We start from the raw sequence: 23,911 nt of genomic DNA, 5'->3' as shown, positions 1-23,911 counted from the left end.
GACCCGCAATCCTTCGGCGGCCGGTGGTCCCGGCGCCAGCTTCCGGTCGGATGGTAGACAGCCGTGAACTCGTTTCGGATCTCCGTCGGCCCTGGTGGACGGAGCGGCCGCCCGCATGTTGAACTTCGCGTGTATGACGGTCGGACCCGCCGGGCCAGGCCCTAGGCTCGTGCGCATGACCGCCGAGCAGCTGATCTCCTTCGCCCGTGGCGCTCCCTCGCTGGACATCGTCGATGTCGAGGGGCTCAAGGCCGCCGCCGTCCGTGCCTTCGACGCCGACCCCGCCGGGATCACGGCGTACGGCACCTCCGTCGGTTACCCGCCCCTGCGGAAGTGGATCGCGGAGAAGCACGGCGTCGAGGCCGACCAGGTGCTCATCACCAACGGTTCGCTTCAGGCCGACGCGTTCCTCTTCGACCACCTGGTCCGCCGGGGCGACGCGGTGGTGGTCGAGCGCCCGACGTACGACCGGACGCTGCTCAACCTCCAGCAGATGGGCAGTGAGATCCACGGCGTGACGATCCAGCCGGACGGTCTGGACACCGCCGAGCTGCGCAAGCTGCTGGAGTCGGGGGTGCGGCCGCGGCTGGCCCACGTCATCCCGAACTACCAGAACCCGGCCGGCGTGACCCTCTCCCTGGAGAAGCGTCGCGAACTGCTCGACCTGGCCGCCGAGTACGGCTTCACGATCTTCGAGGACGACCCGTACGCGGACATCCGGTTCCGGGGCGAGCCGCTGCCCTCGATGCTGTCGATGGACACCCGGGGCGTGGTGGTGCACGCCTCCAGCTTCACCAAGACGGTCTGCCCCGGCGTCCGGGTCGGCTACCTGGTCGGCCCGGCCGACGTGATCGCGACGATCGCGAAGCGGGCCACCAGCCTCTACATCTCGCCGGGCATGGTCTCCGAGGCGATCGTGCACCAGTTCTGCGTCTCCGGGGAGATCGAGCGGTCGATCCACACCGTGCGGACCGCGCTGGGCGAGCGTGCCGTGGTGCTGGCCGAGTCGCTGCGCCGGCACATCCCGGAGGCCCGGTTCGTGGAGCCGGACGGCGGCTACTTCCTCTGGGTGGAACTGCCCGAGGACGTGGACGTCGACCGGCTCGCCCCGGCCGCGGCCGAGCGCGGCGTCGCGGTGGTCAAGGGCAGCGACTTCATGATCGAGGGCGGACGGCACGCCCTCCGGCTGGCCTTCTCCGCGGTGACCGCGGACCGGATCGAGGAGGGCGTCCGGCGGCTGGCCGAGGCCATGGCGGCCGTCCGAGGCTAGATTTCTGTCGGGTTCCTGACAGAAGGGCGATACCGGCCGACCGGGCTCTCCCGCTCGGCCGGCCGGCGGCTCACAATGCTGCGAGCGCCGCTCACCTTCCCACGGTGACCGGTCCACCGACCGGGGAGCCGCGGGGCCGCCCCCGTCCGGACCGTCGGCGCGCACAGCACAACCCCCGCCCCCAATGGGTGCCGGGTGGGCCGTGTCGCCCCTCACCCCCCCTGACGCGGCCGGCCCGCCCGGCGCCGCCACCGTCTCCCGCCCCGGCGTGACGCGGGTCGCAGCCCGGCCGCCCGCCCCGCGCTCGCCCGCGCTGCGCCTCGTCCCGACCGGCGTAACCTGCAAGCCGCAGCTACGTGGAGAGGGGGCGAGATGACGGACCGGGTGACACGCGACCGCACCGCCGGGGACAACGGTGGCCGGGCGCCCCGACCACGGGCCTGGGCGGCACCGGTACGCGCCATGTCGCGCATCCTCAACGCCGACGGCTCCCCGCGGACGACCGAGCCGGCCGGCCCCGGCCGGAGCGGAATCGTCGACTGCGGCCTCTACGTCGACGGCGAGCGCCGGCCCGGCGAGTGGCACTACGCCGACGCCCTGGCTGCCGCCCGCCAGGAGGGGAACGGTTTCGTCTGGCTCGGCCTGCACGAGCCGGAGCTGGACGAGATGACCGCGATCGCGGCCACCTTCGGCCTGCACGAGCTGGCCGTCGAGGACGCGGTCAAGGCCCAGCAGCGCCCGAAGCTGGAGCGCTTCGGCGACGTCACCTTCCTGGTGCTGCGCACCGCCCGCTACTGCGAGCACACCGAGTTGACCGAGAACTCCGAGGTGGTGGAGACCGGCCAGGTGATGCTCTTCATCGGGCCGAACTTCCTGATCAGCGTCCGGCACGGGGACGCCTGCCGGCTCTCGCCGGTCCGGGCCGACCTGGAGGCGAAGCGGGACCTGCTGCTGCACGGCCCGTGGGCCGTCGCGTACGCGGTCACCGACCGGGTGGTGGACCTCTACCTGGAGGTGGCCGACCGGCTGGAGGACGACCTCGACGTGCTGGAGGCGGACGTCTTCGATCGGCAGGGCAGCGGGCGGATCCAGCGGATCTACCAGATGAAGCGGGAGCTGGTGGAGTTCAAGCGGGCGGTGGTGCCGTTGCAGCGCCCGCTGCTCACCCTCACCTCGCAGGTCAACCGGGAGGTGCCGCAGGAGGTGCGGCGCTACTTCCGGGACGTGCAGGACCACCTCAGCCGCACCGTCGAGCAGGTGAACTCCTACGACGACCTGCTCAACTCGATCCTCCAGGCGCGGCTGGCCCAGGTCACCGTCGACCAGAACAACGACATGCGCAAGATCGCGGCCTGGGCCGCGATCGCGGCGGTGTGGACCGCCATCGCGGGCATCTACGGCATGAACTTCGAGAACATGCCGGAGCTGAGGATGACGTACGGCTATCCGGTCGTGCTCGCGCTGATGCTCGGCATCTCCCTCGCCCTCTACCGCTGGTTCCGCCGCAACGGCTGGCTGTAGCCGGCAGACGGAAGCGCCGGCCGCGCGGGGCGTACCCCCGCGCGCCGGCGCTGCTCCGTGACCTCGCGGTCAGCGGCGACCGCTGGACTTGGCGGTGTTCCGGCCGTTCTGCACGGCCTTGCTGAGGTCGTCGGCCGGGCGGCCGGAGACGTCCTTGGCGCCCTCGGCCACCGAGGGGACCTTGTCGCTCGGCTGGATCACCGGCTGGCTGCTCGACGTGGCGGTCGAGGCGCTGCCGCCGCCGGCCACCGCCGAACTGCCGGCGCCGGTCGGCCCGGGCTGGGTCACCTTCGCGGTCGCGTCCGGGGTCTCCACCACGATGGTGTCCACGTCCTCCCGCATCGGCTCGAGCTTGCCGGTCGGGTCGTACTCGGCCCACTCCTGCTGCTCGCGTCGGCGCCGCATGGCCATCGCGCCGGCCAGGCCGGCGACCGTGCCGGCGACCAGCAGGCCGGTCGTCATGCCGCGCGACCTCTTCTGCTTCTTCTTCGCGGCCTTCATGTTCTTCGCCTTCACCTTCTTGTTCATCGCGGCCTGCTTGGCGGCGGCCGCCTTCCGGCCGGTCACGGCCCTGCCGGTGGTCTCGGCCTGCGCGTTACGCACCGCCAGGACCAGCGGCGCGAGTGCGGCGACCGTCGACGCGACGCCGCTCGACGCGCGGTCCCGGACGACGATCGCGGTGGGCGCGACCGCGCCCCGGGCTGCCTGGACCCGCGGGCCGACCGTGGCGCCGGCACCCTTCGCCGCGTGCGCGGCGGCCTGCCTCAGGTGACCGATGCCCTGGTTCAGCTCGGCCTTCGCGAGCTGCCCCCGGGTCTTACGCCGCCCGATTCCAAACACGGTCCCACCTCCTGGGAGTTGTTCCTCCGTCATCCTCCACCTTCGGATGCCTCCGCATGGCCAGATCGGGCACATGGGAGGATCCGCATGGAACTGACCAACGAGTGAGGAGTACCCGTGGCCGAGGCTGTCTACGCCACCTTGCACACCAACGCTGGCCCGATCCGGCTGGAGCTCTTCCCGAACCACGCGCCGAAGACCGTCCGCAACTTCGTCGAGCTGGCCGAGGGCACCCGCGAGTACATCGACCCGCGCACCGGCCAGCCGGGCAGCGGGCCGTACTACGACGGCACCATCTCGCACCGCGTGATCAGCGGCTTCATGGTCCAGATGGGTGACCCGACCGGCACCGGTCGCGGTGGCCCGGGCTACAAGTTCGCCGACGAGTTCCACCCGGATCTGCGCTTCGACCGGCCGTACCTGCTCGCCATGGCGAACGCCGGGCCGGGCACCAACGGTTCGCAGTTCTTCATCACGGTGGGCCCGACGCCGCACCTGAACAACCGGCACACCATCTTCGGTCAGGTCGCGGACGAGCAGTCGGCGAAGGTCGTGGACTCGATCGCGAACACCCCGACCGGCCCGAGCGACCGGCCGCTCCAGGACGTGGTCATCGAGCGCGTCGAAATCGAGCGCAAGCCGGCCTGAGCGTCGCGCGGGTACCTTTGCTCGCATGACTGAGCGCTCCGGGCAGGCAGGTGACGCCACAGAGGGTCCGGTGCCGACCACTCCGGTCTGCTACCGGCACCCCGACCGGGAGACGTACGTCCGGTGCACCCGCTGTGACCGGCCGATCTGCCCGGAGTGCATGCGGGACGCCTCCGTCGGCCACCAGTGCCCGGAGTGCGTCAGCGAGGGACGCCGTAGCGTGCGGCCGGCGCGTACCGCCTTCGGAGGCGGTGCGGCCGGCCGCCAGGGCTACGTCACGAAAACCCTGATCGCGCTGAACGTGCTGGTCATGGTCCTGTCCATCATCTCGGCCGGGAGCGGGACCGCGGTTGCCGGCGGCTCCGGCCTCGGTGGCCTGATGGGTGACTCGACGCCGCTGACCGACTGGGGCGCGGCGCTGGGCTACGCCCCGTACGTCCCCTTCGGCGAACTGCACGGCATCGCCGCCGGTGAGTGGTACCGGCTGGTGACCGCGATGTTCCTGCACTACGGCGTGCTGCACCTGCTGCTCAACATGTGGGCGCTCTGGGTGCTGGGCCGGACCCTGGAGGCGGTGCTCGGCCCGCTGCGGTTCCTGGCGCTCTATCTGATCGCCGGGCTCGGCGGCAACGTCGCCGTCTACCTGTTCAGCGCTCCCAACTCGCCCGCGGTCGGGGCGTCGACGGCCATCTTCGGCCTCTTCGCCGCCATCTTCGTGATCATGCGCCGGCTGGGCCGGGACACCTCGGCCATCGTGCCGATCCTGGTGATCAACCTGATCTTCACGTTCACCGTGCCGGGCATCTCCGTGGCCGGGCACCTCGGCGGGCTGGTGGTCGGCGCGCTGATGGCCCTGGTCCTGGCGTACGCCCCGCGGATGCGGCGGACCGCCTTCCAGGCGGCCGGCGGGGCCATCCTGCTGGTGGCGCTGCTCGGGCTGGTCCTCGTCCGCACCGCGGCGCTGACCGGCTGACGCCAGCGGCGGGGCTCAGCGCGCGTCAGCGCGGGCGGCCGTCAGTGCGGCCGCAACCTCCTCGGGCGGCGCGTCCAGGTCATAGCGGCCGAACAGATGCAGCGAATCGCCCGCGTCAATCTCCAGCGTCTCGGCGGTGAGCCCGCGGCGGGTACGCCGCTCCACCCGGATCGACTCCACGGCCGCCCAGGGCAGCCGCCGGCGGCCGGCGAAGCCCTGGATCACGGTGATCCCCTCCGGGTCGGCGGCCAGCCGGACCGGCGCGACCAGGTCGCGCAGCGCCCAGCCGAGCAGCGCGGCGGCGGCCAGCCCGGCGAGCACGAGCTGGATCCGGTCCGCGCCCGCGAAGAGCAGGCCCAGCGCGATCAGGACGAGCGCGGCGAGCGCCTTGACCGCCGGCAGCACCGGCGGCACCCGCCACTGCCCGGCCGGGGACGACTGTGGAGTCACCGTCCCAGCATGCCAGCCGGGAGGGCTGGCGACCGGGGGGAGGACGACCGGCCGGATCAGCACGTAGGATCGGGGCAAGCCAGGTTACCGGGGAGTAGACATGAGTGACGCGGTCATCGTCGGTGCGGTACGCACCCCGGTCGGGCGGCGCAAGGGCAGCCTCGCCGGCGTGCACCCGGTCGACCTTTCGGCGCACGTGCTGCGCGCCCTCGCCGAGCGCACCGGCATCGACCCCGAGCAGGTCGACGACGTGGTCTGGGGCTGCGTCTCGCAGGTCGGCGAGCAGTCGTGGAACGTGGCGCGAAACGCCGTCCTCGCCGCCGGCTGGCCCGAGTCGGTCCCCGGCACCACGGTCGACCGGCAGTGCGGGTCCAGCCAGCAGGCGCTGCACTTCGCCGCCGCCACCGTCCTCTCCGGCCAGGCCGACCTGGTGGTCGCCGGCGGCGTCGAGTCGATGACCCGGGTGCCGATGGGTGCCAGTGTGGCCGGCGGGATGCCGTTCAGCGCCGCGATCCTGGAGCGCTACCGCGGCGTCGAGGGCGTCGCCGAGGACAGCCCGCTCCCGTTCAACCAGGGCGTCGGGGCCGAGCTGATCGCCCAGCGGTGGCGCTTGTCGCGTAGCCAGCTCGACGAGTTCGCGCTGGCCAGCCACGAGAAGGCGGCCGCCGCGCAGGACGCCGGGGCGTTCGACCCGGAGCTGGCTCCGGTGGCGCTGGCCGACGGCGGCAAGTTCAGCGCCGACGAGGGCATCCGGCGGGACACCTCGCTGGCCAAGCTCGGCGAGCTGGCCACGCCGTTCAAGGCCGACGGCGTGGTCACCGCCGGCTCGGCGTCGCAGATCTCGGACGGCGCGGCGGCGCTCGCGGTCACCACGAGCGAGTGGGCCAGCCGGCACGGCCTGCGCCCGCTGGCCCGGGTGCACACCGCCGTGGTCGCCGCCGACGACCCGGTCACCATGCTCACCGCCCCCATCCCGGCCACCGCGAAGGCGCTGCGGCGCGCGGGGCTGGGCATCGAGGAGATCGGGGTGTACGAGGTGAACGAGGCGTTCGCCCCGGTGCCGCTGGCCTGGCTGGCGGAGACCGAGGCGGACCCTGAGCGGCTGAACCCGCGCGGCGGGGCGATCGCGCTCGGCCACCCGCTCGGCGGGTCCGGCGCCCGGATCATGACCACCATGCTCCAGCACATGCGGGACAACGGGATCCGCTACGGCCTGCAGACCATGTGCGAGGGCGGCGGCATGGCCAACGCCACCATCGTCGAGCTGCTCTGAATTCGCCGGCTCCCGTCAGGGGCAGCGCCTGGCCGGTGTCGTCCCGGTTGCCGGTCGGTGAACAGTGGAGGGCGCGGCGGTTGGGTGCGTAACGCCGGTCAGCCGGGCAGCGCCTGACTCGATGGATGCCGGCGGAGGCCGACCCCCGACGGGGTGACGTGACGGCCCCCCGGCACCCGGTGGCGCCGGTCGCGCTGCCGTTCCGCCGACGAAAGGCAGGCATGCCCGTCATCCGTTTCGTCCGCTCCATCCGTCCCGGCGGCCCGGCGCTGCGCGCCGGAGTCGTCGCCGTCGCCCTCTCCGCCGTCGCCACCGCCCTCGGTGCCGGTCCGGCCTCCGCCGCCCCGGCCCGGGCCGACCTGGGGGTCACCGTGACCCCCGACCCGGCGCGAGTGCTGGTGGCCGGTCAGGTCGCCGACATCGGGATCGATCTGGTCAACCACGGCCGGGCCGGCGCCGAGGGGATCAGCCTCACCTTCCGCCTCCCGCCGGGCGTCGCGCCCGCCGGCGAGGGCGGGATCCCGTCCGACAGCCCGTGGCACTGCGTCCTCGCGACCCCGGTCACCAGCTGCACGCACCCGGCGCTCGCCGCGGGGGCGGCCGCCGCCCCGCTGAAGCTCCAGGTGCGGCTGCCCGCCGGGCAGGACGGCGGCACCATCGCCGTGCCGGTCGGCGTGACCACGACCAGCCGGGAGAGCGCCACCTCCGACAACACCGGGACGGCCGTCTTCACCTACGACGCGAGCATCGTCGTCCCCGAGCCGGAGGTCGCCGACCTGGGGCTCACCGTCACCCCCGACCCGGAGCGCGTCGCCGTCGACGGTCAGGTCGCCGCTGTCGGCGTGGGCCTGGTCAACCGGGGCAACGCCGCCGCCGACGGGATCGACCTCCACCTCCGGCTGCCCGACGGCGTGACCGTCGCCGACGAGGGCGGCCTGCCCTCGGACAGCCGCTGGCGCTGTGACGTCTCCTCCCCGGTGGTCGCCTGCACGCACCCGGCGCTCGCGGCCGGCGAGGCCGCCGCCGCGCTGGCCCTGCGGGTGGAACTCCCGGCCGGCACCGACGGGTCGACCGTCATCGTGCCCGTCGACGTGAACACCACCAGCGCGGAGCTGAACACCGGCGACAACATCGGTGACGCCGTCTTCACGTACGACGCGAGCGTGGTGCCCGAGCCGCACGGCGCCGACCTCCGCTTCACCACCCTCGACGTCCGGCCCTACTGGGTGATCGAGGGGGACACGGTCCGTACGACCTGGGAGTTCGAGAACGTCGGCGACCTGGTCGCCGAGGACGTCACCATGCGGATCACCGTCGACCCGCGGCTGCGCCCGGTCCCGGCCGACGGTGCGACCTCGCCCTGGCGGTGCAGCACGCTCAGCGACGGCTGGGACTGCCGGCACGACCCGATGGCGACCGGCGAGCAGGCGACGATCGCGCTCGACCTCGCCGTGGTCGGCGGCGTCGCGGGCGACCTGCTGCCGTTCGAGGGCGTGCTCACCACCTCCACCCCGGAGCTGAACTCCGGCGCCAACGAGATCGGCCACTACGTCGAGTTCGCGGACACCAGCACCGTGCACGGTCAGCTCTGGCAGGACCTGGACGGCGACGGCCGGCGCGACGCCGAGGACGTGGCGGTCGAACCGGTCGCCGCGAGCGCCTCGGTCTGGATCGTGCCCACCTTCGCGGGCCAGCCGGACGGCGCCCCGGTCGCCGTTCCGGTGGCGGCCGACGGCAGCTGGACCGTGGAGGTCAAGCCGGACCAGTACCGCGTCGAGGTGCGGGTCGCCGCGGCGACGTACGACTTCACCGGACGGGACGCCACCGACGACGCCGTGGACTCGGACGTCTCCCGGTACGCCGTCGAGGGTGACGAGGTGATCGGCCACAGCGTCGACACGTACGTGCCGAACGGCAGCCAGTGGCAGGTCGACGCCGGGCTGATCCGCGTCGCTCCCTGACCCTCGGACGGGCCCCGGCCGCTGGACCGGCGGCCGGGGCCCGTCGTCCGTCGCACATCGGGTGCGATTTGCACGGGTGGAACTTCCAGAAATCGGGAGTGACCCATATCACCCCTGCTCACATGCTCGTTGCATCTTGCATGGACGTGTTCTCGCGAACGTTCCTTCCGGCCGCCGCCGAGACCGGCCTGGCGACCCAGACCGTCAGCCGGCACATGCCGGTCTTCCGCCGATGCGTCGGCTCCGGCGACGCCACCATCCTGGTCACCCGGTGCAGCCGCGCGGACCACCCGATCGGCGGCGACTACCTGATGCTGCTCACCCACCGCCGGCTGGTGATCACCCGGCAGACCCGGGTGCTGCACCGGCTGCGCCTGCACCTCAACACCGAACTGCGCGAGTTGAGCAACGTCACCTGGAGCCCCGATCCCCGGTCGCACAGCCTGGAGCTGGCGGCGACCGCGATCGACGGGGTCCGGGAGCGGTTCCTCATCCGCACCCACCACCCGAAGCAGGTGTGGCAGCTCGACGCCCTGCTCAACCACGCTTTCCGGACCCGGCTCCGGGCGCCCGCGGAGCGGCTGGTCGCCACCATCGGCGAGCCGCCGGCCGGTGCCCGCCCGGCCGTATTCCGGCCCGCGCCGGTCAGCTGACCGGCTCCTTACCGAACCCGAACGTTCCGCAGACCTCCCCGGCGGCCCCCGGTCGGTAATCATGGGCCGGTGACCGCCGACGCCGCGCCGCGCGGGCTCGTCCTCGTCGTGGAGGACGAGCCGGCCATCGCCGACCTGGTCCGGCTCTACCTGACCCGGGACGGGTTCGGCGTACACCTGGAACGGGACGGGGCGGCCGGGCTGGCCGCCGCGCGGCGGCTGCGCCCGGTGGCCTGCGTGCTCGACATCGCGCTGCCCGGCCTGGCGGGCACGGAGATCTGCCGGCGGCTGCGCGAGGCTGGCGACTGGACGCCGGTCATCTTCCTCACCGCCCGGGACGACGAGGTGGACCGGATCGTCGGCCTGGAACTGGGCGCGGACGACTACGTGACCAAGCCGTTCAGCCCGCGCGAACTGGTCGCCCGGGTCCGGGCGGTGCTGCGCCGCACCGCGGGCGCGCCCGCCACGGCCGAGCAGCCCCGGGTGGTCGGCCCCGTCACCCTCGACCCGGCCCGCCGCACGGTCACCGCCGCCGGCGCCCCGGTGCAGCTCACCTCCACCGAGTTCGACCTGCTCGCCCACCTGATGGCCCGGCCCGGCCGGGTCTTCACCCGGGAGGAACTGCTGGCCGGGGTCTGGGGGTACGCGGCCCACGCCGGCACTCGGACCGTCGACGTGCACGTGGCGCAGGTGCGGGCCAAGCTCGGCCCGGCCAGCGTGATCCGCACCCACCGCGGCGTCGGGTACGCGGCCGATGCCTGAGCAGCCCACCGTCGCGCTCCCGGTCATCGGGCCCGGCCCACCGGCCCCGCCCCGGCGGCGGTTCGCGCACACCCTGACCGCCCGCGCGGTGCTGGTCACCTGTGCGGTGGCGCTCGTGTCGGTGCTGGTCACCGCGGTGGTCGCGGTCCCCCTGGCGGTGCGCGGCGCGGAGCGGCGCGACCAGGCGGCGCTCGCCGCCCAGGCTCGGCTCGCCGCCGACGTGCTCCGGGTCCGGGCGGTACGCCAGCGGGACACCGCCGGGGACCGGCTCATCCGCCAACTCCGCGAGCAGCAGATCGAGGTGTATCTGATCCGGGCCGGCCAGGTGGACCGGGCCGGCCTGCCCCGGCCGGTGGTGAACCGGGTGGCGGCCGGCCGGGACGTCTCCGGCCGGCGGCTGGTCGGCGGCGAGCGGGCCCTGGTCGAGGGGCGGGCGCTGCCCGGCGGGGACGGGGTGGTGCTGACCCGGGCCACCACCGCCGGCCCCTGGCGGCAGGTGTTGCGCACCCTCTGGTTGCCGCTGCTCGCCGGGCTCGCCGCCGGGGTCGCCGCCGGCCTGCTGCTGGCCCGCCGGCTGGCCCGGCCGATCCGGACCGCGGCCACCGCCGCCGCCCGGCTGCGCGCCGGGGACCGGGCGGTCCGGGTGCCGGTCGAACCGCCCGACGAGGTCGCCGACCTGGCGTACGCGCTGAACGGGCTGGCCGCCGCCCTGGCCACCAGCGAGGGGCGGCAACGCGAGTTCCTGCTCTCGGTCTCGCACGAGCTGCGCACCCCGCTCACCGCCATCCGTGGCTACGCCGAGGCGCTGGCCGACGGGGTGATCGAGGCCGACGGGGTGCCGTCAACCGGCCGGACCGTGCTCGCCGAGGCCGAGCACCTGGACCGGCTGGTCAGCGACCTGCTGGCGCTGGCCCGGCTGGAGGCCGCCGACTTCCCGCTGGAACCCGGGCCGGTCGACCTGGCCCAGCTCGCCGCCGACGCGGCACGCACCTGGTCCGACCGGTGCGCGGCCGTCGGCGTGCCGTTCCGGTTGGAGGCGCCGGACGGGCCGGTGCCCGCGTACACCGATCCGGGGCGGATCCGGCAGGTGGTGGACGGGCTGATGGAGAACGCGCTGCGGGTCGTACCCCCGGGGGCGCCGGTGGTGCTCGCGGTCCGGCCGGCCGGCGCGGACCCGGCGCCGGGCGGCCTCATCGAGGTCCGGGACGGCGGACCCGGCTTCACCGACGACGACCTGGCGGTGGCCTTCGAGCGGGGGGCGCTGCACCAGCGGTACCGGGGGGTGCGCAAGGTGGGCAGCGGCCTGGGGCTGGCGCTCGCCGCCGGGCTGGTCCGGCGGCTCGGCGGCCAGATCACGGCCGGGCACGCGCCGGAAGGCGGTGCGGCCTTCACCGTCCGGCTGCCCGGCGATCCTTACCTGACCCGAACATCGGCCTGACGATCCGCTCGTGCGAGCGGGGGATGCTGAGGGCACCACGGACGAGAGGAACACTGATGGCACGTCAGGGAATCGTCACCGGCGTCACCGCGCTGCTCGCGGCGGCCGCGCTCGGCCTCGCCGGCTGCGGCCCGGCCCAGGTGGCCCAGGATTCGGCGAAGGAGACCGCCGTGGAGGTGGCCGCCGCCCTGGGCGCGGACGGTCAGGCGCTGGCCGCGCTCGGTGTCGACGCCGACGAGCTGGACGTGGACCCGGTCGCCGCGCCGGCTCCCTCGGCCTCCGGCGCGCCCGGTGAGCAGGCCGGCCCGCGGGACAAGCGGGGCGAGCGGGCGCAGGACTGGCGCAAGCGGCACCGCGCCCGGGTGCTGCTGCGCAGGAACACCCTGCACGGCGAGGTCGCGGTGCAGACGAAGGACGACGGGACGAAGACCGTCGCCGTGCAGCGCGGCCAGGTGACCGCGATCGACGCGAAGTCGATGACCGTGAAGTCCACCGACGGCTTCACCATGACCTGGACCTTCGACGAGAAGCTCCGGGTGGTCGAGCGGCGCACCACCGTGCAGTCGAGCGACATCAAGGTCGGCACGACGGTCGGCGTGGCCGGCGCGAAGGACGGCGACAACGGGGTGGCCCGGCTGATCGTGGTCCCGGTCAAGCAGCGGTGAGGCGGGCACCGGGGCCGGCGCGAGCGCCCCGGCCCCGGCGCCGTTCCTCAGTAGACGCGCGACCCGATGAAGTCGTCGTGGCCGTAGCCGACCGGGTTCGCGTAGGAGCGGGACTCGAAGGACCACTGCTGGCGGGTGCTCGTGGAGCAGGTCGCCAGCCGCAGCCGCGGGGTGGTGAGCCAGGGGTTGTCGAACGCGACGCAGAGGTTCTGCGCGCCGGCAGGCCGGAGCTGGTTGCCGACGAAGACGAACTTCTGGTTTGCCCCGCCGTGGCAGTCGTGGATGTTGACCGTGGTGCCGGCTGTAAGACTGCCGCCGCTCACGTCCAGGCAGCGGTCGTGGGAGAGCTCGGAGTGCAGCGACTGCCGGGCCGGGTCGTACCAGAAGCCCTGGTTGCGGCCGCCATGGCAGGCGTACGACTGCTGCATCGTGCCGTTGCGGGAGTCGTAGCCCCGGCCGTCGACACAGGTGCCCGTGGCCGCGTTGCGCAGCTGCTTGAACTCCAGCAGCCCGTCGACCAGCACGCCCTGCCCGGTGCTCGCCGGGTCGACGCAGGTGGCCCGCTGGGAGCCCGCGTTCCAGAACTGGGTGACGCACTGGGCGAACATGCCGTGCCCGCGGTAGTTGGGGTGGAACGACTGCCGGGCGGCGTTCTCGTCCCAGATCCCGACCTCGATGTAGAGGCCGCGGACCGAGGTGTTGTCGGTGCACACCTCGTGGCCGTGGAAGAGCCGGCTGGCGTCCAGGTAGCGGGTGCCGGTGTTGCCGGCGGCGGCGCGCAGCGCCGATTCGAACATCGGCACCGCCTTGTTCCGGGCGAACGCCATGTCGGCCAGGTAGAGCAGGCAGCCGCCGGCGTACCAGCCGGGGAAGTTCGGGTTGTCCTCCACGTCCGGGCTGCCCGGGCTCGGGTACGACATGAGCACCAGCTCGTAGTCGCTGCGCAGGTAACCGGCGGCGGTCATGGTCTGCCGGATCGAGTTCAGCGCCTCCTCGACAGCCCGGCGGCTGCCGTCGGTGCGGATCGTCCACTGGTCGGTGTAGGTCGGCCAGCATGCGCCCTGGAAGAACACCCGGCGCACCGCGCAGTCGGTGGCCACCGGCCCGAACTGGATGGTGCCGTCGCCGTTCGCGCCGACCACCACCCAGATCAGCCGGACGTGCGTGTTGCGCGCCTTGATCGCCAACTGGTCGCCCTGGTTCAGCTCGTTGTGCTGGGTCGGCCCGCCGGCGATCAGGTTCCACGGGGTCGCGCCCGAGCAGGCCAGGTTGTACTTCTGGTCCGCGGGGATGCCGGTGCGGAAGACCGCCTGGTCGTACGAGCGGTCGCACCAGTTGCCGTCGGTGTGGGTGCCGGGCACGTAGTTCCCGACGCCCTCCCCGGAGATCTCGCTGTCGCCCATGGTGACCAGGGCGGTACGCCGCTGCTCGAGCGGCCGGATGTCGGAGGAGCCGTAGAGGGCGGTGGCCTCGGCGACGCGGACGGTCTCCAGCGCGGCGGGGAGCGGCTGGATGGCGGGCCGGTCGGCGGCGGCCGCGGGGGCGACCGGTCCGACCAGGAGCGGTAGGGCGAGGGCGGCGGCGGACACGACGGCCAGGGTGCGGCGTCGGGTCGTCCGTGCGCGCCTGGCGGGGGTACCAGACATCGACGCACTCCTTTCGCCTCAATCGCGAGGGGTCGATTGAGTTACCAGACGGTAGCCGTCCGGTGGCAGGATGTGAATGCCTCTCGGAAACGTTGCGGCCCGATGCGGAAGGGCACTTCTCCGGCAGATCGGACGGACGGCGCCCCGGGTGTCCGGCCAGGCCAGGGGCGGGCTGTGGTGACCTCGACGACCAGTCGGGTTAGGCTAGGCCCCGACTTGCCGTCGCCACCGTGGAGAACCCGTGAAGCTCTCGATCCTCATGCCGGTCTACAACGAGGAAGAACGCATCGCGGATGCCCTCAAGCAGGCGTTGGCGGTCGACTACCCGTGCGAGATCGAACTCGTCGTCGTGGACGACGGCAGCCGGGACGGCACGGGCGAGGTGCTGGGCCGGATGGACGACGCCCGGCTCCGGGTGATCACCCACCAGCGCAACGCCGGCAAGGGCGCGGCGATCAAGACCGCCGTCGACAACGCCGAGGGTGAGTACATGGTCATCCTCGACGCCGACCTCGAGTACGACCCGCAGGACATCCCGCGGCTGCTCGAGCCCGTGCTCGACGGGCGGGCCACGGTGGTCTACGGCAACCGCACCTTCGGCAGCCACAGCTCCTACAGCTTCTGGTACGTGATGGGCAACAAGGGCGTGACCCTGGCCGCCAACGTGCTCTACAACTCGTACATCGGCGACCTGGAGACCTGCTTCAAGCTGATGCCGCTGGAGCTCTACCGCTCGCTCCAGGTCCGCTCGCGCGGCTTCGGCATGGAGGCCGAGGTCACCGGCAAGCTGCTCCGCCAGCGCATCCGCCCCTACGAGGTCCCGATCAGCTACCGCGCCCGGGGCCGCGAGGAGGGCAAGAAGATCACCTGGAAGGACGGCGTCGAGGCGATCTGGATCCTGGCCCGCGAGCGCGCCCGGCGCCGCCCGGTCGGCCCCGCCACCCGCTGACGCCCCACGCACGACACGGACCCCGCACCCCGGCGCAGGCCGGCGTCGCGGGGTCCCGTCGTTTCGTCGTTCAGGCGGCGGCCCGGGCCGGGGTGAGGAACGCGTCGACCGAGCGGCGCAGGCCGGCCGCGTCCAGGCCGTGCCAGCGGTCGTGGTCCTCGGCCGTGCCGTAACGGCGCAGGTCCGACCGGCCCACTCCGAGGGCGAGCAGCCGGTGCGCCCGGTCGGCCAGCGCCGCGCCCACCACCCGGGCCGAGGTGCCCGCCAGGTACGGCTCGACCAGGATCACCTCGGTGCCGGCGAGCGCCCGCAGCCCGGCCGTGTCGAACGGGCGCGGCCGGTGGGTCCAGGCCACCGTGACCGGCCGGTCGGCCACCGCCGCGAGGGCCGCGTCCAGCAGCGGTCCGACCGCCACGAGCAGTGGCGCACCCGGCCCGGCGTCCCGCATCACCCGCAGGTCACTCGCCTCGGGGTACGCCCGGGCGTTGGTCTGCGTGGACAGCCGCAGGTACGCCGAGCCCTGCCCGCACACGGCGTCCCGCAACAGCCCCGGCACCTCGTCCGGGTGGCCGGGCACGTGCACCGTCCAGTCGTTCAGCGTGTCGATCAGCGCCACGTCGGCCGGAGCGAGGTGGGTGCGCCCCGCCGCCGCCCGGTCGTAGGACGCGCCGACGCTGACCAGCACCGCGCCGACGCCCTGGTGGTCGAGGTCCAGCTTGAGCTGCTCGTACGCCCGCTCGACGAGGAACGGCGCGTAGCTGTGCACGATCGGCCGCTGCCCGGTCAGCGCCAGCCCACCGGCCACGCCCACCATCAACTGCTCCCGGATGCCGACGTTGACCACCCGGCCCGGGTGGCGCGCGGCGGCCGGGGCGAACGCGGCGGCCGAGATGTCGGCGAGCACGATCGTGGTCCGGGGATCCGCCAGCACCTCCTCGGCGGCGGTAACGAAGGCTTCGCGCATGGTCGTGGTCATGGTCACTCCCCGTCGGCGACGACCGCGACGACGACGTGCGGCCGGTGGTGGTCGTGCCCCGTCAGGGCGGTGTGCAGGGCGGCGTGGTCCCGGCCGTCGACGGTCGTGGCGGTCCACCCGTTCACGGTGAACCGGCTGGCCGCGCCGCCCGGCCAGCCGTGGCTCGCCGACCGGTTGTCCAGCACGATCGCGGTCAGGTTGCCGAGCCCGGTGGCGCCCGCGTAGGCGATCGCCTCGTGGTTCGAGCCCTCGTCCAACTCGGCGTCGCCGAGCAGCACGTACACCCGGGGGTCGGTGCGGCCCTGGGCCCGCAGCCCGAGCGCGGTGCCCACGCCCAGGCCCAGGCCGTGGCCGAGCGACCCGGAGCCGATCTCCACCCCGGGCACCAGCAGCCGGTCGGGGTGGTCGCCGAGCCGGCTCTCCGGGCCGCCCTGGTCGTCCAGCCACGCCACCGGGATGAAGCCCTTGGCGGCGAGCAGCGCGTAGTAGCCGGCGACCGCGTGCCCCTTGGAGAGCAGGAAGCGGTCCCGGTCCGGGTCGTCCACGGTCCCCGGGGTGATGCGCAGCACCCGGTCGTAGAGGACCTGGAGCACGTCCAGCGTCGAATACACGTTGGCGCCGAACTCGCGGCCGGCGCGTACCCGGTCGAGCAGCGTTCTCAGCACCGCGGGGTCGGTGGCGGTCGTCGTCGTCATGCGGATAGCCTCGGAGTTGAAGCTCACTTCAACTCAAGGCTCTGTGATGCACGAACCAACGCTCACCATCGGACAGCTCTCCACCCGCAGCGGGGTGGCTGCCTCCGCGCTGCGCTACTACGAGCGGCTCGGGCTCATCCGCGCCGAGCGGACCGGCGGCAACCAGCGCCGCTACGCCCGCACCGAACTGCGCCGGGTGGCCTTCATCCGGATCTCCCAGCAGGTCGGCGTCTCGCTCGAGGAGATCCGGGAGGCGCTGGACTCGCTGCCGTCGTCGCGGACGCCCACCCCCGACGACTGGGCCGCCCTCTCCCGATCCTGGCGGGACCGGCTGGACGAGAGGATCCGGCTGCTCGGCAAACTCCGCGACGACCTGGACGGCTGCATCGGCTGCGGCTGCCTGTCGCTGCAGCGCTGCACCCTCTACAACCCGGGCGACGCGCTCGCCGCCGAGGGCGCCGGCCCCCGGCTGATGCTCCCCCGCGAGGGCTCCGGCACCGCCTGACCGGTCAGCGGACCAGCAGCACCTTGCCCAGGTGGTCGCTGGTTTCCACCAGCCGGTGCGCGTCGGCGGCGTCGGCCATCTTCGCCCGGGCGTGGACGACCGGTCGGATCTTCCCCGACTCGACCAGCGGCCACACCTGCTCGCGGACGCCCCGGACGATCTCCGCCTTCTCGGCGAGCGGGCGGGAACGCAGCGCGGTCGCGTGCACCGAGGCGCGCTTCGCCAGCAGCATCCCCAGGTCCAGCTCGCCCTTGCGGCCGCCCTGCATGCCGATCACCACGAGCCGCCCGCCGGTGGCCAGCGCCGCCACGTTCCGCGGCAGGTACGCCGCGCCCATGATGTCCAGGATCACGTCCGCGCCCCGGCCGTCGGTGACCCGGCGGACCTCCTCGACGAAGTCCTGCTCCCGGTAGTCGATCGCGTGCGCGGCGCCCAGCTCGCGAAGCCGCTCGTGCTTCTCCGCGCGGGCGGTCACCACCACCATCGCGCCGAGCGCCACCCCGAGTTGGATGGCGAACGTGCCGATCCCGCTGCCGCCGCCGTGCACCAGCAGTGTCTCGCCCTCGGTGAGCCCGGCGAGCTGCACCACGTTCGACCAGACCGTGCAAGCCACCTCGGGCAGCGCCGCCGCGTCGGCCAAGTCCACCCCCGCCGGCACCGGCAGCAGCTGGCCGGCGGGCACGGCGACCCGCTCCGCGTACCCGCCGCCGGCCAGCAGCGCGCAGACCTCGTCGCCGACCGCCCAGCCGGTCACCCCCGGACCGAGCGCCGCCACCACCCCGGCACACTCCAACCCCGGGTACGCCGGCGCGCCCGGCGGCGGCGGGTACTGCCCCTGCCGTTGCAGCAGGTCGGCCCGGTTGACCGCGCTGGCCCGCACCTCGATCACCACCTCGCCCGGGCCGGGCTCCGGATCGGGCACCGCCGCCCAGACGAGGGCCTCGGGTCCACCGGGTTTCGGGATCGTGATCGCGTGCATGACCCAGTCTTACCCGATCCGGCCGGCCGTCCACGCCCGGGCCAGAATCTCGTCCACCGTCTCCTCGGGGATCTGCGCCGAGGTGTCCAGCCAGAGCCCGATCCGGGGCGTGTCGGCCCGGAACTCGGCGTCCAGGTCGGCGACCGGCCAGTCGCCGTACCCCTGCTTGGGCCGGTCCCGCTCGCGCGCGGCGACCACGTCGGCGCGGGGTGCGAGCACCACCACGGCGAGCGGCCGTTGCCGGATCCGGTCGACCAGGGCCGGCAGGTCCGGGCCGAGCACCACGTCCTGGAGCACCACGGTGAAGCCGGCGGTGGCGTAGCGGTCGGCGGCCGACGCGGCGAGGTCGTAGCGGACCCGGAGCTGCCGCCACGCCTCGTCGGTGAGCTGGGCGGTCATCGCGGCCCGCCCGCTGACGATCATGCGGCGGAACACGTCACCGCGCAGGTGCACCGAGCGGGGCAGCCGCCGGGCCAGCAGCTCGGCCACAGTGGACTTGCCGGCCGCCATGATGCCGCTGATCAGCACCACCGCCGGGGTCTCCCACACGGGAGCATCCTGACAGCAGGGGTGGGACGGCGGCTCGCCCGTTCCACCGCCCGTGGCAGACTAGGCACGGCCGCGTACCCGTCGGGGACGTGGCGGGGAGGGTTCGCCTAGTGGCCGATGGCGCTGGTCTTGAAAACCGGTAAGGGCAGCGATGTCCTTCGTGGGTTCGAATCCCACACCCTCCGCCTCCTGATCAACAAACCCCCTGACCAACGCAGACGCCGGTCAGGGGGCTGTTCTGTCTGTGCCGGGCCTGGAGGTGCCAGACCCGGCACAGCAGGGCTGCTGTCAGGTGCTGCAGGCGGCGCCGTTGAGGCTGAAGCCGCTCGGTGCGGCGGTGTTGCCGCTGTGGGTGGCCTGGAAGCCGATCGTGGTCGATCCGCCTGGTGGAATGATGGCGTTGTAGCTGACGTTGGTCGCGGTCACCTGGCCGCTGCTCGGGGAGTACGTGGCGTTCCAGCCAGAGGTGATGGTCTGCCCGGACGCGAGGGTGAACTTCAGCGACCAACCGTTGATGGCGGTCGTGCCGGTGTTGGTGATGGTGATGTTGTCGGTAAGGCCGTTGTTCCACGCGCTTACCGAATTGCTCGCTCGGCACGTTCCGCCGCCCGGGTTCGGCGGCGGGCTGCTCGTCGTCGGCGGCGGGCTCGTCGGCTGGGTGGGGCCGACGGGGCCCTCGCTCACCGTGATGTTGGAGCTGCCGCTGCTCTGGTAGCCCTCGGTGGCCATGATCTGGTAGTCGTGGGTGCCGAGGTTCAGGCCGAGGCTGGCCCAGGCGTTGAAGTGGTTGGCGGTGGTGATGGTGCCGCTGCTGCGGTGCGACTGCCGGACGCTCCAGTACTGGTAGAACGTCGCGGTGCCGTCGATGGAGGGCTGGTTGACCCGCTGGGTGCGGTAGATGTCGTAGGTGCTGCCGTCGGTGGTGACTGAGCCCAGCCGGGTGGCGCCCGAACTCGGGTTGTAGCTGCCGAAGTTCTCGACGACGTAGTACTCGATGAGTGGGTTCCTGGTCCAGCCGTAGAGCGCCAGGTAGCCGTTGCCGTTCGGGCTGAAGGTGCCCGAGTAGTTCACGGTGTGGCTGGAGCCGGGCTTCCAGCCCTTGCCCACCACCATGTTGTTCATGTTGCTCCACTGGACGCTGTAGTTCCCGCCGGGCCCCAGCGTCATGGTGACGTTGCCGTTGTCCTTCCAGTACGAGTAGAAGTAGCCGTTGTGGGTGCCGGTGGAGTTCGAGGTGACGGTCCGGTCGGCCTCGGCGTGGGCGATGCCGGCCAGGGTCGCCGAGGCTGCGGCCAGCACGACGGTGCTGACACCGGCGATGAGCAGCCTGATGCGGTTGCGCCCGCGGCGTTCCGGTAGGGCGGGGGAGTCGTTCACGGCGTGTATCCCTCTCGTGGTCGATGACGACCGAGGAACCAGGTCGCTGCCGTTGCCCGGACTGACAGCCGTTGAGGTTCGTCGATGCTCGCATCATCGAGCGGCGTCATCGCACTGTCAACAACTTCCGGAAGCCTTACGAAAGCTCATCTAGTCATCCGATAGCGGAAAGCCTGCCTGTACTGGGCAACTTCCCTGCCTGGCCCCGTGTGTTTGCACACCTCGTCAATCAACGCCTCGGCCGTTGATCGAGACTTATGCGAACAGGAGCGAAAGTTTCCGCGTCGGTTCGGCCGGCGGGCGGCTGGGCCCGTCTGTCGAGGTGCTCGCAGGTACGTCATGCCGCTGCGGAGTGGCCGCGGCGACCAAGCCGGACACTGGAGCCTTCCGGTTCGATTCGGGCGGCGGAGGGGGTATGAAGGGGCGCAGGACATTCGTGTGCACCCGGAAGGACCGTTTCGATGAGCCTGGAACGACCGATCGCCCCGGACCCGTACGAGCTGCTGCCGACGGTGCCGTCGTTCAACCTGACCAGTGACGACGTGCACAACGGCGAGCCGATGGACGCCCGGTACGCGCACGGCAGCACCGGGGGTGAGAACGTCTCCCCGCACCTGGCCTGGTCGGGCTTCCCGGACGAGACCAAGAGCTTCGTGGTCACCTGCTTCGACCCGGACGCGCCGACCGGCAGCGGCTTCTGGCACTGGGTGCTGGTGGACGTGCCCGCCTCGGTCACCGAGCTGCCCACCGGGGTCAAGGAGGGCGACCTCGGCGCCGCCTTCAGCATCCGCAACGACTACGGCGACACCGGCTACGGGGGCGCCGCCCCGCCGCCCGGCGACCGGCCGCACCGGTACGTCTTCGCCGTGCACGCGGTGGACGTGGAGCGGCTCGACGTCGGCAAGGGTGCCAGCCCGGCGTACGTCGGCTTCAACCTGGCCTTCCACACCCTGGCCCGGGCGGTGATCCGCCCGACGTACCAGGTCAAGGAGTGAGGCGGCGGGGCCTCCGCGGAAGCGGAGGCCCCGTTCCGGTCAGGCCGGGACGCGGGCGACCGCGAAGACGGACTGGCCGAAGGGCGGCCGGACGCGCTGCTCGGCGGCCTTGGTGGCCGGGAGGACCAGGGTGTCGTAGACCTTCACCATGGGGCCCTCCTTCGGCATGAGCCGGAAGACCTTGGTGGCCATGAAGTAGCCGATGAGGCCGAGCGCGTTCGCGTAGTGGATCTTCTCCACGGTGAGGCCCGCCTCGGTCATCGCGGCGGCCAGGGTCTTCTTCGTGTAGCGCCGGACGTGGCCGGTGGCGATGTCCGCCGGGCTCATCGCGAACTGGAACGCGGGCACGATGATGATCACCGCGCCGCCCGGGCGCACCAGGTCGCGCATGCTGCGCAGCGCGCCCACGTGGTCATCGATGTGCTCCAGCACGTTGTACGACACGGCCGCGCTGTAGTCGCCGCGCTCGGAGTGCGGCAGCAGCATCTGCCGGACCTCGATGCCCGGGTGCTCGGCCAGCCGCTCCTTGAGTCGGACCAGGCGGTCCGGGTCCGCCTCGGTGGCGGTGATCCGGGGCAGGTGCTCGGACCACTCCAGGGCGTAGTCACCCAGGCCACTGCCGATCTCGATGGGGTTGTCACCGAGGTAGGGCACGGCGAGCTCGACGAACCACCGGCGGTGGTTGACCGCCGTGGCGAGGCCCTCGAGCACCTCCGACTGGACGCGCTGGTCCCCAGTGATATCTGCCATGCGTCGATTCCTCACGATATGACTGACCCGCGCCTGGACCGACAGAGTCAACCATCCGGATGGATGGCGGGGGGATCGGGGCACCGGGGGTGGCCGAATTGCGGTCGGGGGTGGGCACGTGATCGGCGGTCGGCGAACCCGGCACATAGTACGCCAGTACCCAGAAACATGTCACGGCCCTGCCATACCCTGACTACGCTCTGAATTGTCATGACTACTCCTGAATCGGACGCCGCCCCGGGTGGTGCCGCCGAGGACGGGCCCGACGAGGGCGAACGGCCGGGGCGGGGTAGGTGGCTCGACCTCGTCGCCGTGCTCAGCTTCGTGCTGCTCGCCTTCTGGATCACCGCCCGGCTCTGGCTGGACCCGGCCAACGGGGTCCGGGACAACCGCACCGATCAGGCGCAGTTCGAGTGGATGATGGCGCACGGTGCGCGGGTGGTGACCGATTTTGCCTATCCGTTCACCTCGGACCGGATGAATGTGCCGGACGGCGTCAATCTGATGGCTAATACGTCCGTATTATCCATTTCGCTACCAATGACGCCGGTCACCGTTCTGTTCGGGCCCCGCTGGTCGTTTCTCATCTTTCTCACCCTGGGAATGGCCGCCACCGGCGTGGCCTGGTACTTCGTCCTCTCCCGGGTGCTGAGCCTGGCCCGCGGGCCGGCCTGGCTGGGGGCCGCCTTCTGCGCGTTCGCGCCGGCGATGGTCTCGCACGCCAACGCCCACCCCAACATCGTCAGCCAGTTCGTGGTGCCGCTGATCGTGTGGCGGACGCTGCGCCTGGTCGAGCCGGGCCGCTGGCTGCGCAACGGCCTGCTGCTCGGGTTGCTGATCGTCTGGCAGGCCTTCCTCAACCTGGAGATCCTGCTGATGACCGCCCTCGGGCTGGGCGTCGTGGTGCTGGCGCTCGCCCTCGGCCGGCCCGAACTGCGTCCGGCCACCCGGCCCTTCGTCGCCGGGCTCGTGGTGGCCGCCGGGTTCTCGGCGGCGCTGCTGGCCTACCCGCTCTCCGTGCAGTTCTTCGGCCCGGGCGCCTACCAGGGGCTCTCCACGCTGATCCGGGGCTACCGCACCGACCTCGCCTCCTACGTCGCCTGGTCCCGGGAGTCGCTCGCCGGCGACGCCCGGGGCAGCGCCTGGCTGGCCAGGAACGCCACCGAGGAGAACGCCTTCTTCGGCTGGCCGCTCGCGGTCCTGGTGGTCGCGCTCATCTGGTGGCTGCGCCGCAGCGTCGTGGTGCTCGGCCTGGCCGCCGTGGGTGCTGTCTTCGTGCTGTTCTCGCTCGGCCGGGAGATCCAGTTCGACGGGCGGGACACCGGCATCCCCGGCCCCTGGGCCGCGCTGGAGCACCTGCCGATCCTGCACTCGGTGGTGCCCACCCGGTGGTCGTTGGCGCTCACCCCGATCGTCGGCATCCTGCTCGCGCTCGGCGCCCAGCACGTCCGGCGGCTGGCCCGGCGACACCCGGCCGCCCGCCGGCAGATCCGGTTCGTCACCGCCACCGTGCTCACCATGGCGCTGCTGCCGCTCCTGCCCACCCCGCTGCCCGCGGTGCGACTCGACCCCACCCCGGCCTTCGTCACCTCCGGCGCCTGGCGGCCCTACGTGGCCGGCGGGCACAGCATCGTCACGCTCCCGCTGCCCGACACCACGTACGCCGTCCCGCTGCGCTGGTCCGCCGAGACCCGGCTGGACATGCCGCTGGCCCGGGGCTACTTCCTCTATCCGGACACCCGGCCGGGCGCCGGCCGGGTCGCCCTCTTCACCGCGCCGCCCCGCCCCACCAGCGACTTCTTCACCACCATCCGGCAGACCGACGCGGTGCCGCCGATCACCCCGCAGGACCGGGTGGCCGCCGTGGACGACCTGCGTTACTGGCGGGCGGGCGCGGTGATCCTCGACCCGCGGCTGCGGCAGGCGGGCTCGATGTATCGGGGGATGACCGAACTGACCGGGGTCAGGCCGACCTTCACCGCCGGGGTCTGGCTCTGGGACGTACGTCCCCTGGTCGACTGAACGGGGCGGCCCGG

General features: G+C 72.7%; 23 protein-coding genes and 1 tRNA gene. 15 read left to right on the top strand and 9 right to left on the bottom strand.

What is annotated here, in order from left to right:
* Positions 1-175 precede the first annotated feature (175 nt).
* On the top strand, positions 176-1,270 hold the full coding sequence (locus AC0OLQ_RS00380) for an aminotransferase-like domain-containing protein (protein ID WP_484529740.1): 1,095 nt from the start codon (positions 176-178) through the stop codon (positions 1,268-1,270).
* Between the two features lie 372 nt (positions 1,271-1,642).
* Positions 1,643-2,791 (top strand): magnesium/cobalt transporter CorA, encoded by a 1,149-nt coding sequence (gene corA, locus AC0OLQ_RS00375; RefSeq protein WP_357331596.1) that lies wholly within the window; start codon positions 1,643-1,645, stop codon positions 2,789-2,791.
* A 69-nt stretch (positions 2,792-2,860) separates the two neighbouring features.
* Here corA and AC0OLQ_RS00370 read toward each other — a convergent pair whose 3' ends face one another.
* Entirely contained in the window at positions 2,861-3,664 is an 804-nt protein-coding gene (locus AC0OLQ_RS00370) for a hypothetical protein (protein WP_484529739.1), read from the bottom strand.
* A gap of 84 nt (positions 3,665-3,748) precedes the next feature.
* Here AC0OLQ_RS00370 and AC0OLQ_RS00365 point away from each other — a divergent pair, with 84 nt between their 5' ends.
* Together AC0OLQ_RS00365 and AC0OLQ_RS00360 are read left to right on the top strand one after the other, a co-directional pair.
* Positions 3,749-4,279, top strand: a complete 531-nt coding sequence (locus AC0OLQ_RS00365; RefSeq protein ID WP_484529738.1) for a peptidylprolyl isomerase — start codon at positions 3,749-3,751, stop codon at positions 4,277-4,279.
* Positions 4,280-4,304: 25 nt separating this feature from the next.
* Entirely contained in the window at positions 4,305-5,252 is a 948-nt protein-coding gene (locus tag AC0OLQ_RS00360) for a rhomboid family intramembrane serine protease (RefSeq protein WP_357331591.1), read from the top strand.
* A 15-nt stretch (positions 5,253-5,267) separates the two neighbouring features.
* Here AC0OLQ_RS00360 and AC0OLQ_RS00355 read toward each other — a convergent pair whose 3' ends face one another.
* A complete protein-coding gene (locus tag AC0OLQ_RS00355) occupies positions 5,268-5,702 on the bottom strand; it encodes a PH domain-containing protein (protein WP_484529737.1) in 435 nt (144 codons plus the stop codon).
* Between the two features lie 100 nt (positions 5,703-5,802).
* Here AC0OLQ_RS00355 and AC0OLQ_RS00350 point away from each other — a divergent pair, with 100 nt between their 5' ends.
* From AC0OLQ_RS00350 to AC0OLQ_RS00325, 6 genes are all read left to right on the top strand, one after another.
* Positions 5,803-6,975, top strand: a complete 1,173-nt coding sequence (locus AC0OLQ_RS00350) for a thiolase family protein (RefSeq protein WP_484529736.1) — start codon at positions 5,803-5,805, stop codon at positions 6,973-6,975.
* Between the two features lie 221 nt (positions 6,976-7,196).
* Positions 7,197-8,936, top strand: coding sequence for a hypothetical protein (locus tag AC0OLQ_RS00345; RefSeq protein ID WP_484529735.1), 1,740 nt, complete (start codon positions 7,197-7,199; stop codon positions 8,934-8,936).
* A gap of 140 nt (positions 8,937-9,076) precedes the next feature.
* On the top strand, positions 9,077-9,589 hold the full coding sequence (locus AC0OLQ_RS00340) for a hypothetical protein (protein ID WP_484532517.1): 513 nt from the start codon (positions 9,077-9,079) through the stop codon (positions 9,587-9,589).
* 69 nt (positions 9,590-9,658) lie between these two features.
* The gene (locus AC0OLQ_RS00335) at positions 9,659-10,351 is read left to right on the top strand and encodes a response regulator (protein ID WP_357331581.1); all 693 of its coding nucleotides are present in this window, start codon (positions 9,659-9,661) and stop codon (positions 10,349-10,351) included.
* Positions 10,344-11,789: a sensor histidine kinase gene (locus AC0OLQ_RS00330; protein ID WP_484529734.1), complete on the top strand. Its 1,446-nt coding sequence runs from the start codon at positions 10,344-10,346 to the stop codon at positions 11,787-11,789. The genes AC0OLQ_RS00335 and AC0OLQ_RS00330 overlap by 8 nt, the downstream gene beginning before the upstream one ends.
* A 56-nt stretch (positions 11,790-11,845) precedes the next feature.
* Positions 11,846-12,454 carry a hypothetical protein gene (locus tag AC0OLQ_RS00325; RefSeq protein ID WP_484529733.1) on the top strand — a complete coding sequence of 203 codons (609 nt, stop codon included), beginning with the start codon at positions 11,846-11,848 and terminating at the stop codon, positions 12,452-12,454.
* A 47-nt stretch (positions 12,455-12,501) separates the two neighbouring features.
* Here AC0OLQ_RS00325 and AC0OLQ_RS00320 read toward each other — a convergent pair whose 3' ends face one another.
* A complete protein-coding gene (locus AC0OLQ_RS00320) occupies positions 12,502-14,100 on the bottom strand; it encodes a ricin-type beta-trefoil lectin domain protein (protein ID WP_484529732.1) in 1,599 nt (532 codons plus the stop codon).
* A 241-nt stretch (positions 14,101-14,341) separates the two neighbouring features.
* Between AC0OLQ_RS00320 and AC0OLQ_RS00315 the strand changes: the two genes are divergently transcribed.
* Positions 14,342-15,049, top strand: a complete 708-nt coding sequence (locus AC0OLQ_RS00315) for a glycosyltransferase family 2 protein (protein WP_357331573.1) — start codon at positions 14,342-14,344, stop codon at positions 15,047-15,049.
* Positions 15,050-15,119: 70 nt separating this feature from the next.
* Here the strand turns inward: AC0OLQ_RS00315 and AC0OLQ_RS00310 are convergent, their stop codons facing one another.
* Positions 15,120-16,013, bottom strand: coding sequence for a transketolase family protein (locus AC0OLQ_RS00310; RefSeq protein WP_484532516.1), 894 nt, complete (start codon positions 16,011-16,013; stop codon positions 15,120-15,122).
* A gap of 14 nt (positions 16,014-16,027) precedes the next feature.
* Positions 16,028-16,720: a transketolase gene (locus tag AC0OLQ_RS00305; RefSeq protein WP_484529731.1), complete on the bottom strand. Its 693-nt coding sequence runs from the start codon at positions 16,718-16,720 to the stop codon at positions 16,028-16,030.
* Between the two features lie 46 nt (positions 16,721-16,766).
* Between AC0OLQ_RS00305 and soxR the strand changes: the two genes are divergently transcribed.
* Complete coding sequence (gene soxR, locus AC0OLQ_RS00300; RefSeq protein WP_484529730.1) at positions 16,767-17,225, top strand: redox-sensitive transcriptional activator SoxR; 459 nt, start codon at positions 16,767-16,769, stop codon at positions 17,223-17,225.
* A gap of 4 nt (positions 17,226-17,229) precedes the next feature.
* On the opposite strand, the gene AC0OLQ_RS00295 is transcribed toward soxR, so the two are convergent.
* Together AC0OLQ_RS00295 and AC0OLQ_RS00290 are read right to left on the bottom strand one after the other, a co-directional pair.
* Positions 17,230-18,204: an NAD(P)H-quinone oxidoreductase gene (locus AC0OLQ_RS00295; protein WP_484529729.1), complete on the bottom strand. Its 975-nt coding sequence runs from the start codon at positions 18,202-18,204 to the stop codon at positions 17,230-17,232.
* Between the two features lie 9 nt (positions 18,205-18,213).
* On the bottom strand, positions 18,214-18,753 hold the full coding sequence (locus tag AC0OLQ_RS00290) for an AAA family ATPase (protein WP_484529728.1): 540 nt from the start codon (positions 18,751-18,753) through the stop codon (positions 18,214-18,216).
* Between the two features lie 96 nt (positions 18,754-18,849).
* Between AC0OLQ_RS00290 and AC0OLQ_RS00285 the strand changes: the two genes are divergently transcribed.
* A tRNA-Ser gene (locus AC0OLQ_RS00285) sits at positions 18,850-18,938 on the top strand.
* Positions 18,939-19,041: 103 nt separating this feature from the next.
* Here the strand turns inward: AC0OLQ_RS00285 and AC0OLQ_RS00280 are convergent.
* On the bottom strand, positions 19,042-20,130 hold the full coding sequence (locus tag AC0OLQ_RS00280) for a glycoside hydrolase family 11 protein (RefSeq protein ID WP_484529727.1): 1,089 nt from the start codon (positions 20,128-20,130) through the stop codon (positions 19,042-19,044).
* Positions 20,131-20,591: 461 nt separating this feature from the next.
* Between AC0OLQ_RS00280 and AC0OLQ_RS00275 the strand changes: the two genes are divergently transcribed.
* Positions 20,592-21,125 (top strand): YbhB/YbcL family Raf kinase inhibitor-like protein, encoded by a 534-nt coding sequence (locus AC0OLQ_RS00275; protein ID WP_484529726.1) that lies wholly within the window; start codon positions 20,592-20,594, stop codon positions 21,123-21,125.
* A gap of 39 nt (positions 21,126-21,164) precedes the next feature.
* Here the strand turns inward: AC0OLQ_RS00275 and AC0OLQ_RS00270 are convergent, their stop codons facing one another.
* A complete protein-coding gene (locus AC0OLQ_RS00270; protein ID WP_484529725.1) occupies positions 21,165-21,875 on the bottom strand; it encodes a class I SAM-dependent methyltransferase in 711 nt (236 codons plus the stop codon).
* 210 nt (positions 21,876-22,085) lie between these two features.
* On the opposite strand from AC0OLQ_RS00270, the gene AC0OLQ_RS00265 reads away from it, so the two are divergent.
* Positions 22,086-23,897: a hypothetical protein gene (locus AC0OLQ_RS00265; protein WP_484529724.1), complete on the top strand. Its 1,812-nt coding sequence runs from the start codon at positions 22,086-22,088 to the stop codon at positions 23,895-23,897.
* The last annotated feature ends 14 nt before the right edge of the window (positions 23,898-23,911 follow it).

It is taken from the genome of Micromonospora sp. Utrum1 (genome assembly GCF_057197805.1).
This window is presented reverse-complemented; position numbering and strand designations above follow the sequence as displayed.

Excerpts from the sequence above, each read along its gene's own strand:
- AC0OLQ_RS00310 (WP_484532516.1), bottom strand. The coding sequence starts at position 16,013 with ATGCGCGAAGCCTTCGTTACCGCCGCCGAGGAGGTGCTGGCGGATCCC.
- AC0OLQ_RS00340 (WP_484532517.1), top strand. The coding sequence starts at position 9,077 with ATGGACGTGTTCTCGCGAACGTTCCTTCCGGCCGCCGCCGAGACCGGC.
- AC0OLQ_RS00305 (WP_484529731.1), bottom strand. The coding sequence starts at position 16,720 with ATGACGACGACGACCGCCACCGACCCCGCGGTGCTGAGAACGCTGCTC.
- corA (WP_357331596.1), top strand. The coding sequence starts at position 1,643 with ATGACGGACCGGGTGACACGCGACCGCACCGCCGGGGACAACGGTGGC.
- AC0OLQ_RS00345 (WP_484529735.1), top strand. The coding sequence starts at position 7,197 with ATGCCCGTCATCCGTTTCGTCCGCTCCATCCGTCCCGGCGGCCCGGCG.
- AC0OLQ_RS00295 (WP_484529729.1), bottom strand. The coding sequence starts at position 18,204 with ATGCACGCGATCACGATCCCGAAACCCGGTGGACCCGAGGCCCTCGTC.
- soxR (WP_484529730.1), top strand. The coding sequence starts at position 16,767 with ATGCACGAACCAACGCTCACCATCGGACAGCTCTCCACCCGCAGCGGG.
- AC0OLQ_RS00370 (WP_484529739.1), bottom strand. The coding sequence starts at position 3,664 with ATGACGGAGGAACAACTCCCAGGAGGTGGGACCGTGTTTGGAATCGGG.
- AC0OLQ_RS00325 (WP_484529733.1), top strand. The coding sequence starts at position 11,846 with ATGGCACGTCAGGGAATCGTCACCGGCGTCACCGCGCTGCTCGCGGCG.
- AC0OLQ_RS00265 (WP_484529724.1), top strand. The coding sequence starts at position 22,086 with ATGACTACTCCTGAATCGGACGCCGCCCCGGGTGGTGCCGCCGAGGAC.
- AC0OLQ_RS00360 (WP_357331591.1), top strand. The coding sequence starts at position 4,305 with ATGACTGAGCGCTCCGGGCAGGCAGGTGACGCCACAGAGGGTCCGGTG.
- AC0OLQ_RS00330 (WP_484529734.1), top strand. The coding sequence starts at position 10,344 with ATGCCTGAGCAGCCCACCGTCGCGCTCCCGGTCATCGGGCCCGGCCCA.
- AC0OLQ_RS00320 (WP_484529732.1), bottom strand. The coding sequence starts at position 14,100 with ATGTCTGGTACCCCCGCCAGGCGCGCACGGACGACCCGACGCCGCACC.
- AC0OLQ_RS00270 (WP_484529725.1), bottom strand. The coding sequence starts at position 21,875 with ATGGCAGATATCACTGGGGACCAGCGCGTCCAGTCGGAGGTGCTCGAG.
- AC0OLQ_RS00380 (WP_484529740.1), top strand. The coding sequence starts at position 176 with ATGACCGCCGAGCAGCTGATCTCCTTCGCCCGTGGCGCTCCCTCGCTG.
- AC0OLQ_RS00350 (WP_484529736.1), top strand. The coding sequence starts at position 5,803 with ATGAGTGACGCGGTCATCGTCGGTGCGGTACGCACCCCGGTCGGGCGG.
- AC0OLQ_RS00275 (WP_484529726.1), top strand. The coding sequence starts at position 20,592 with ATGAGCCTGGAACGACCGATCGCCCCGGACCCGTACGAGCTGCTGCCG.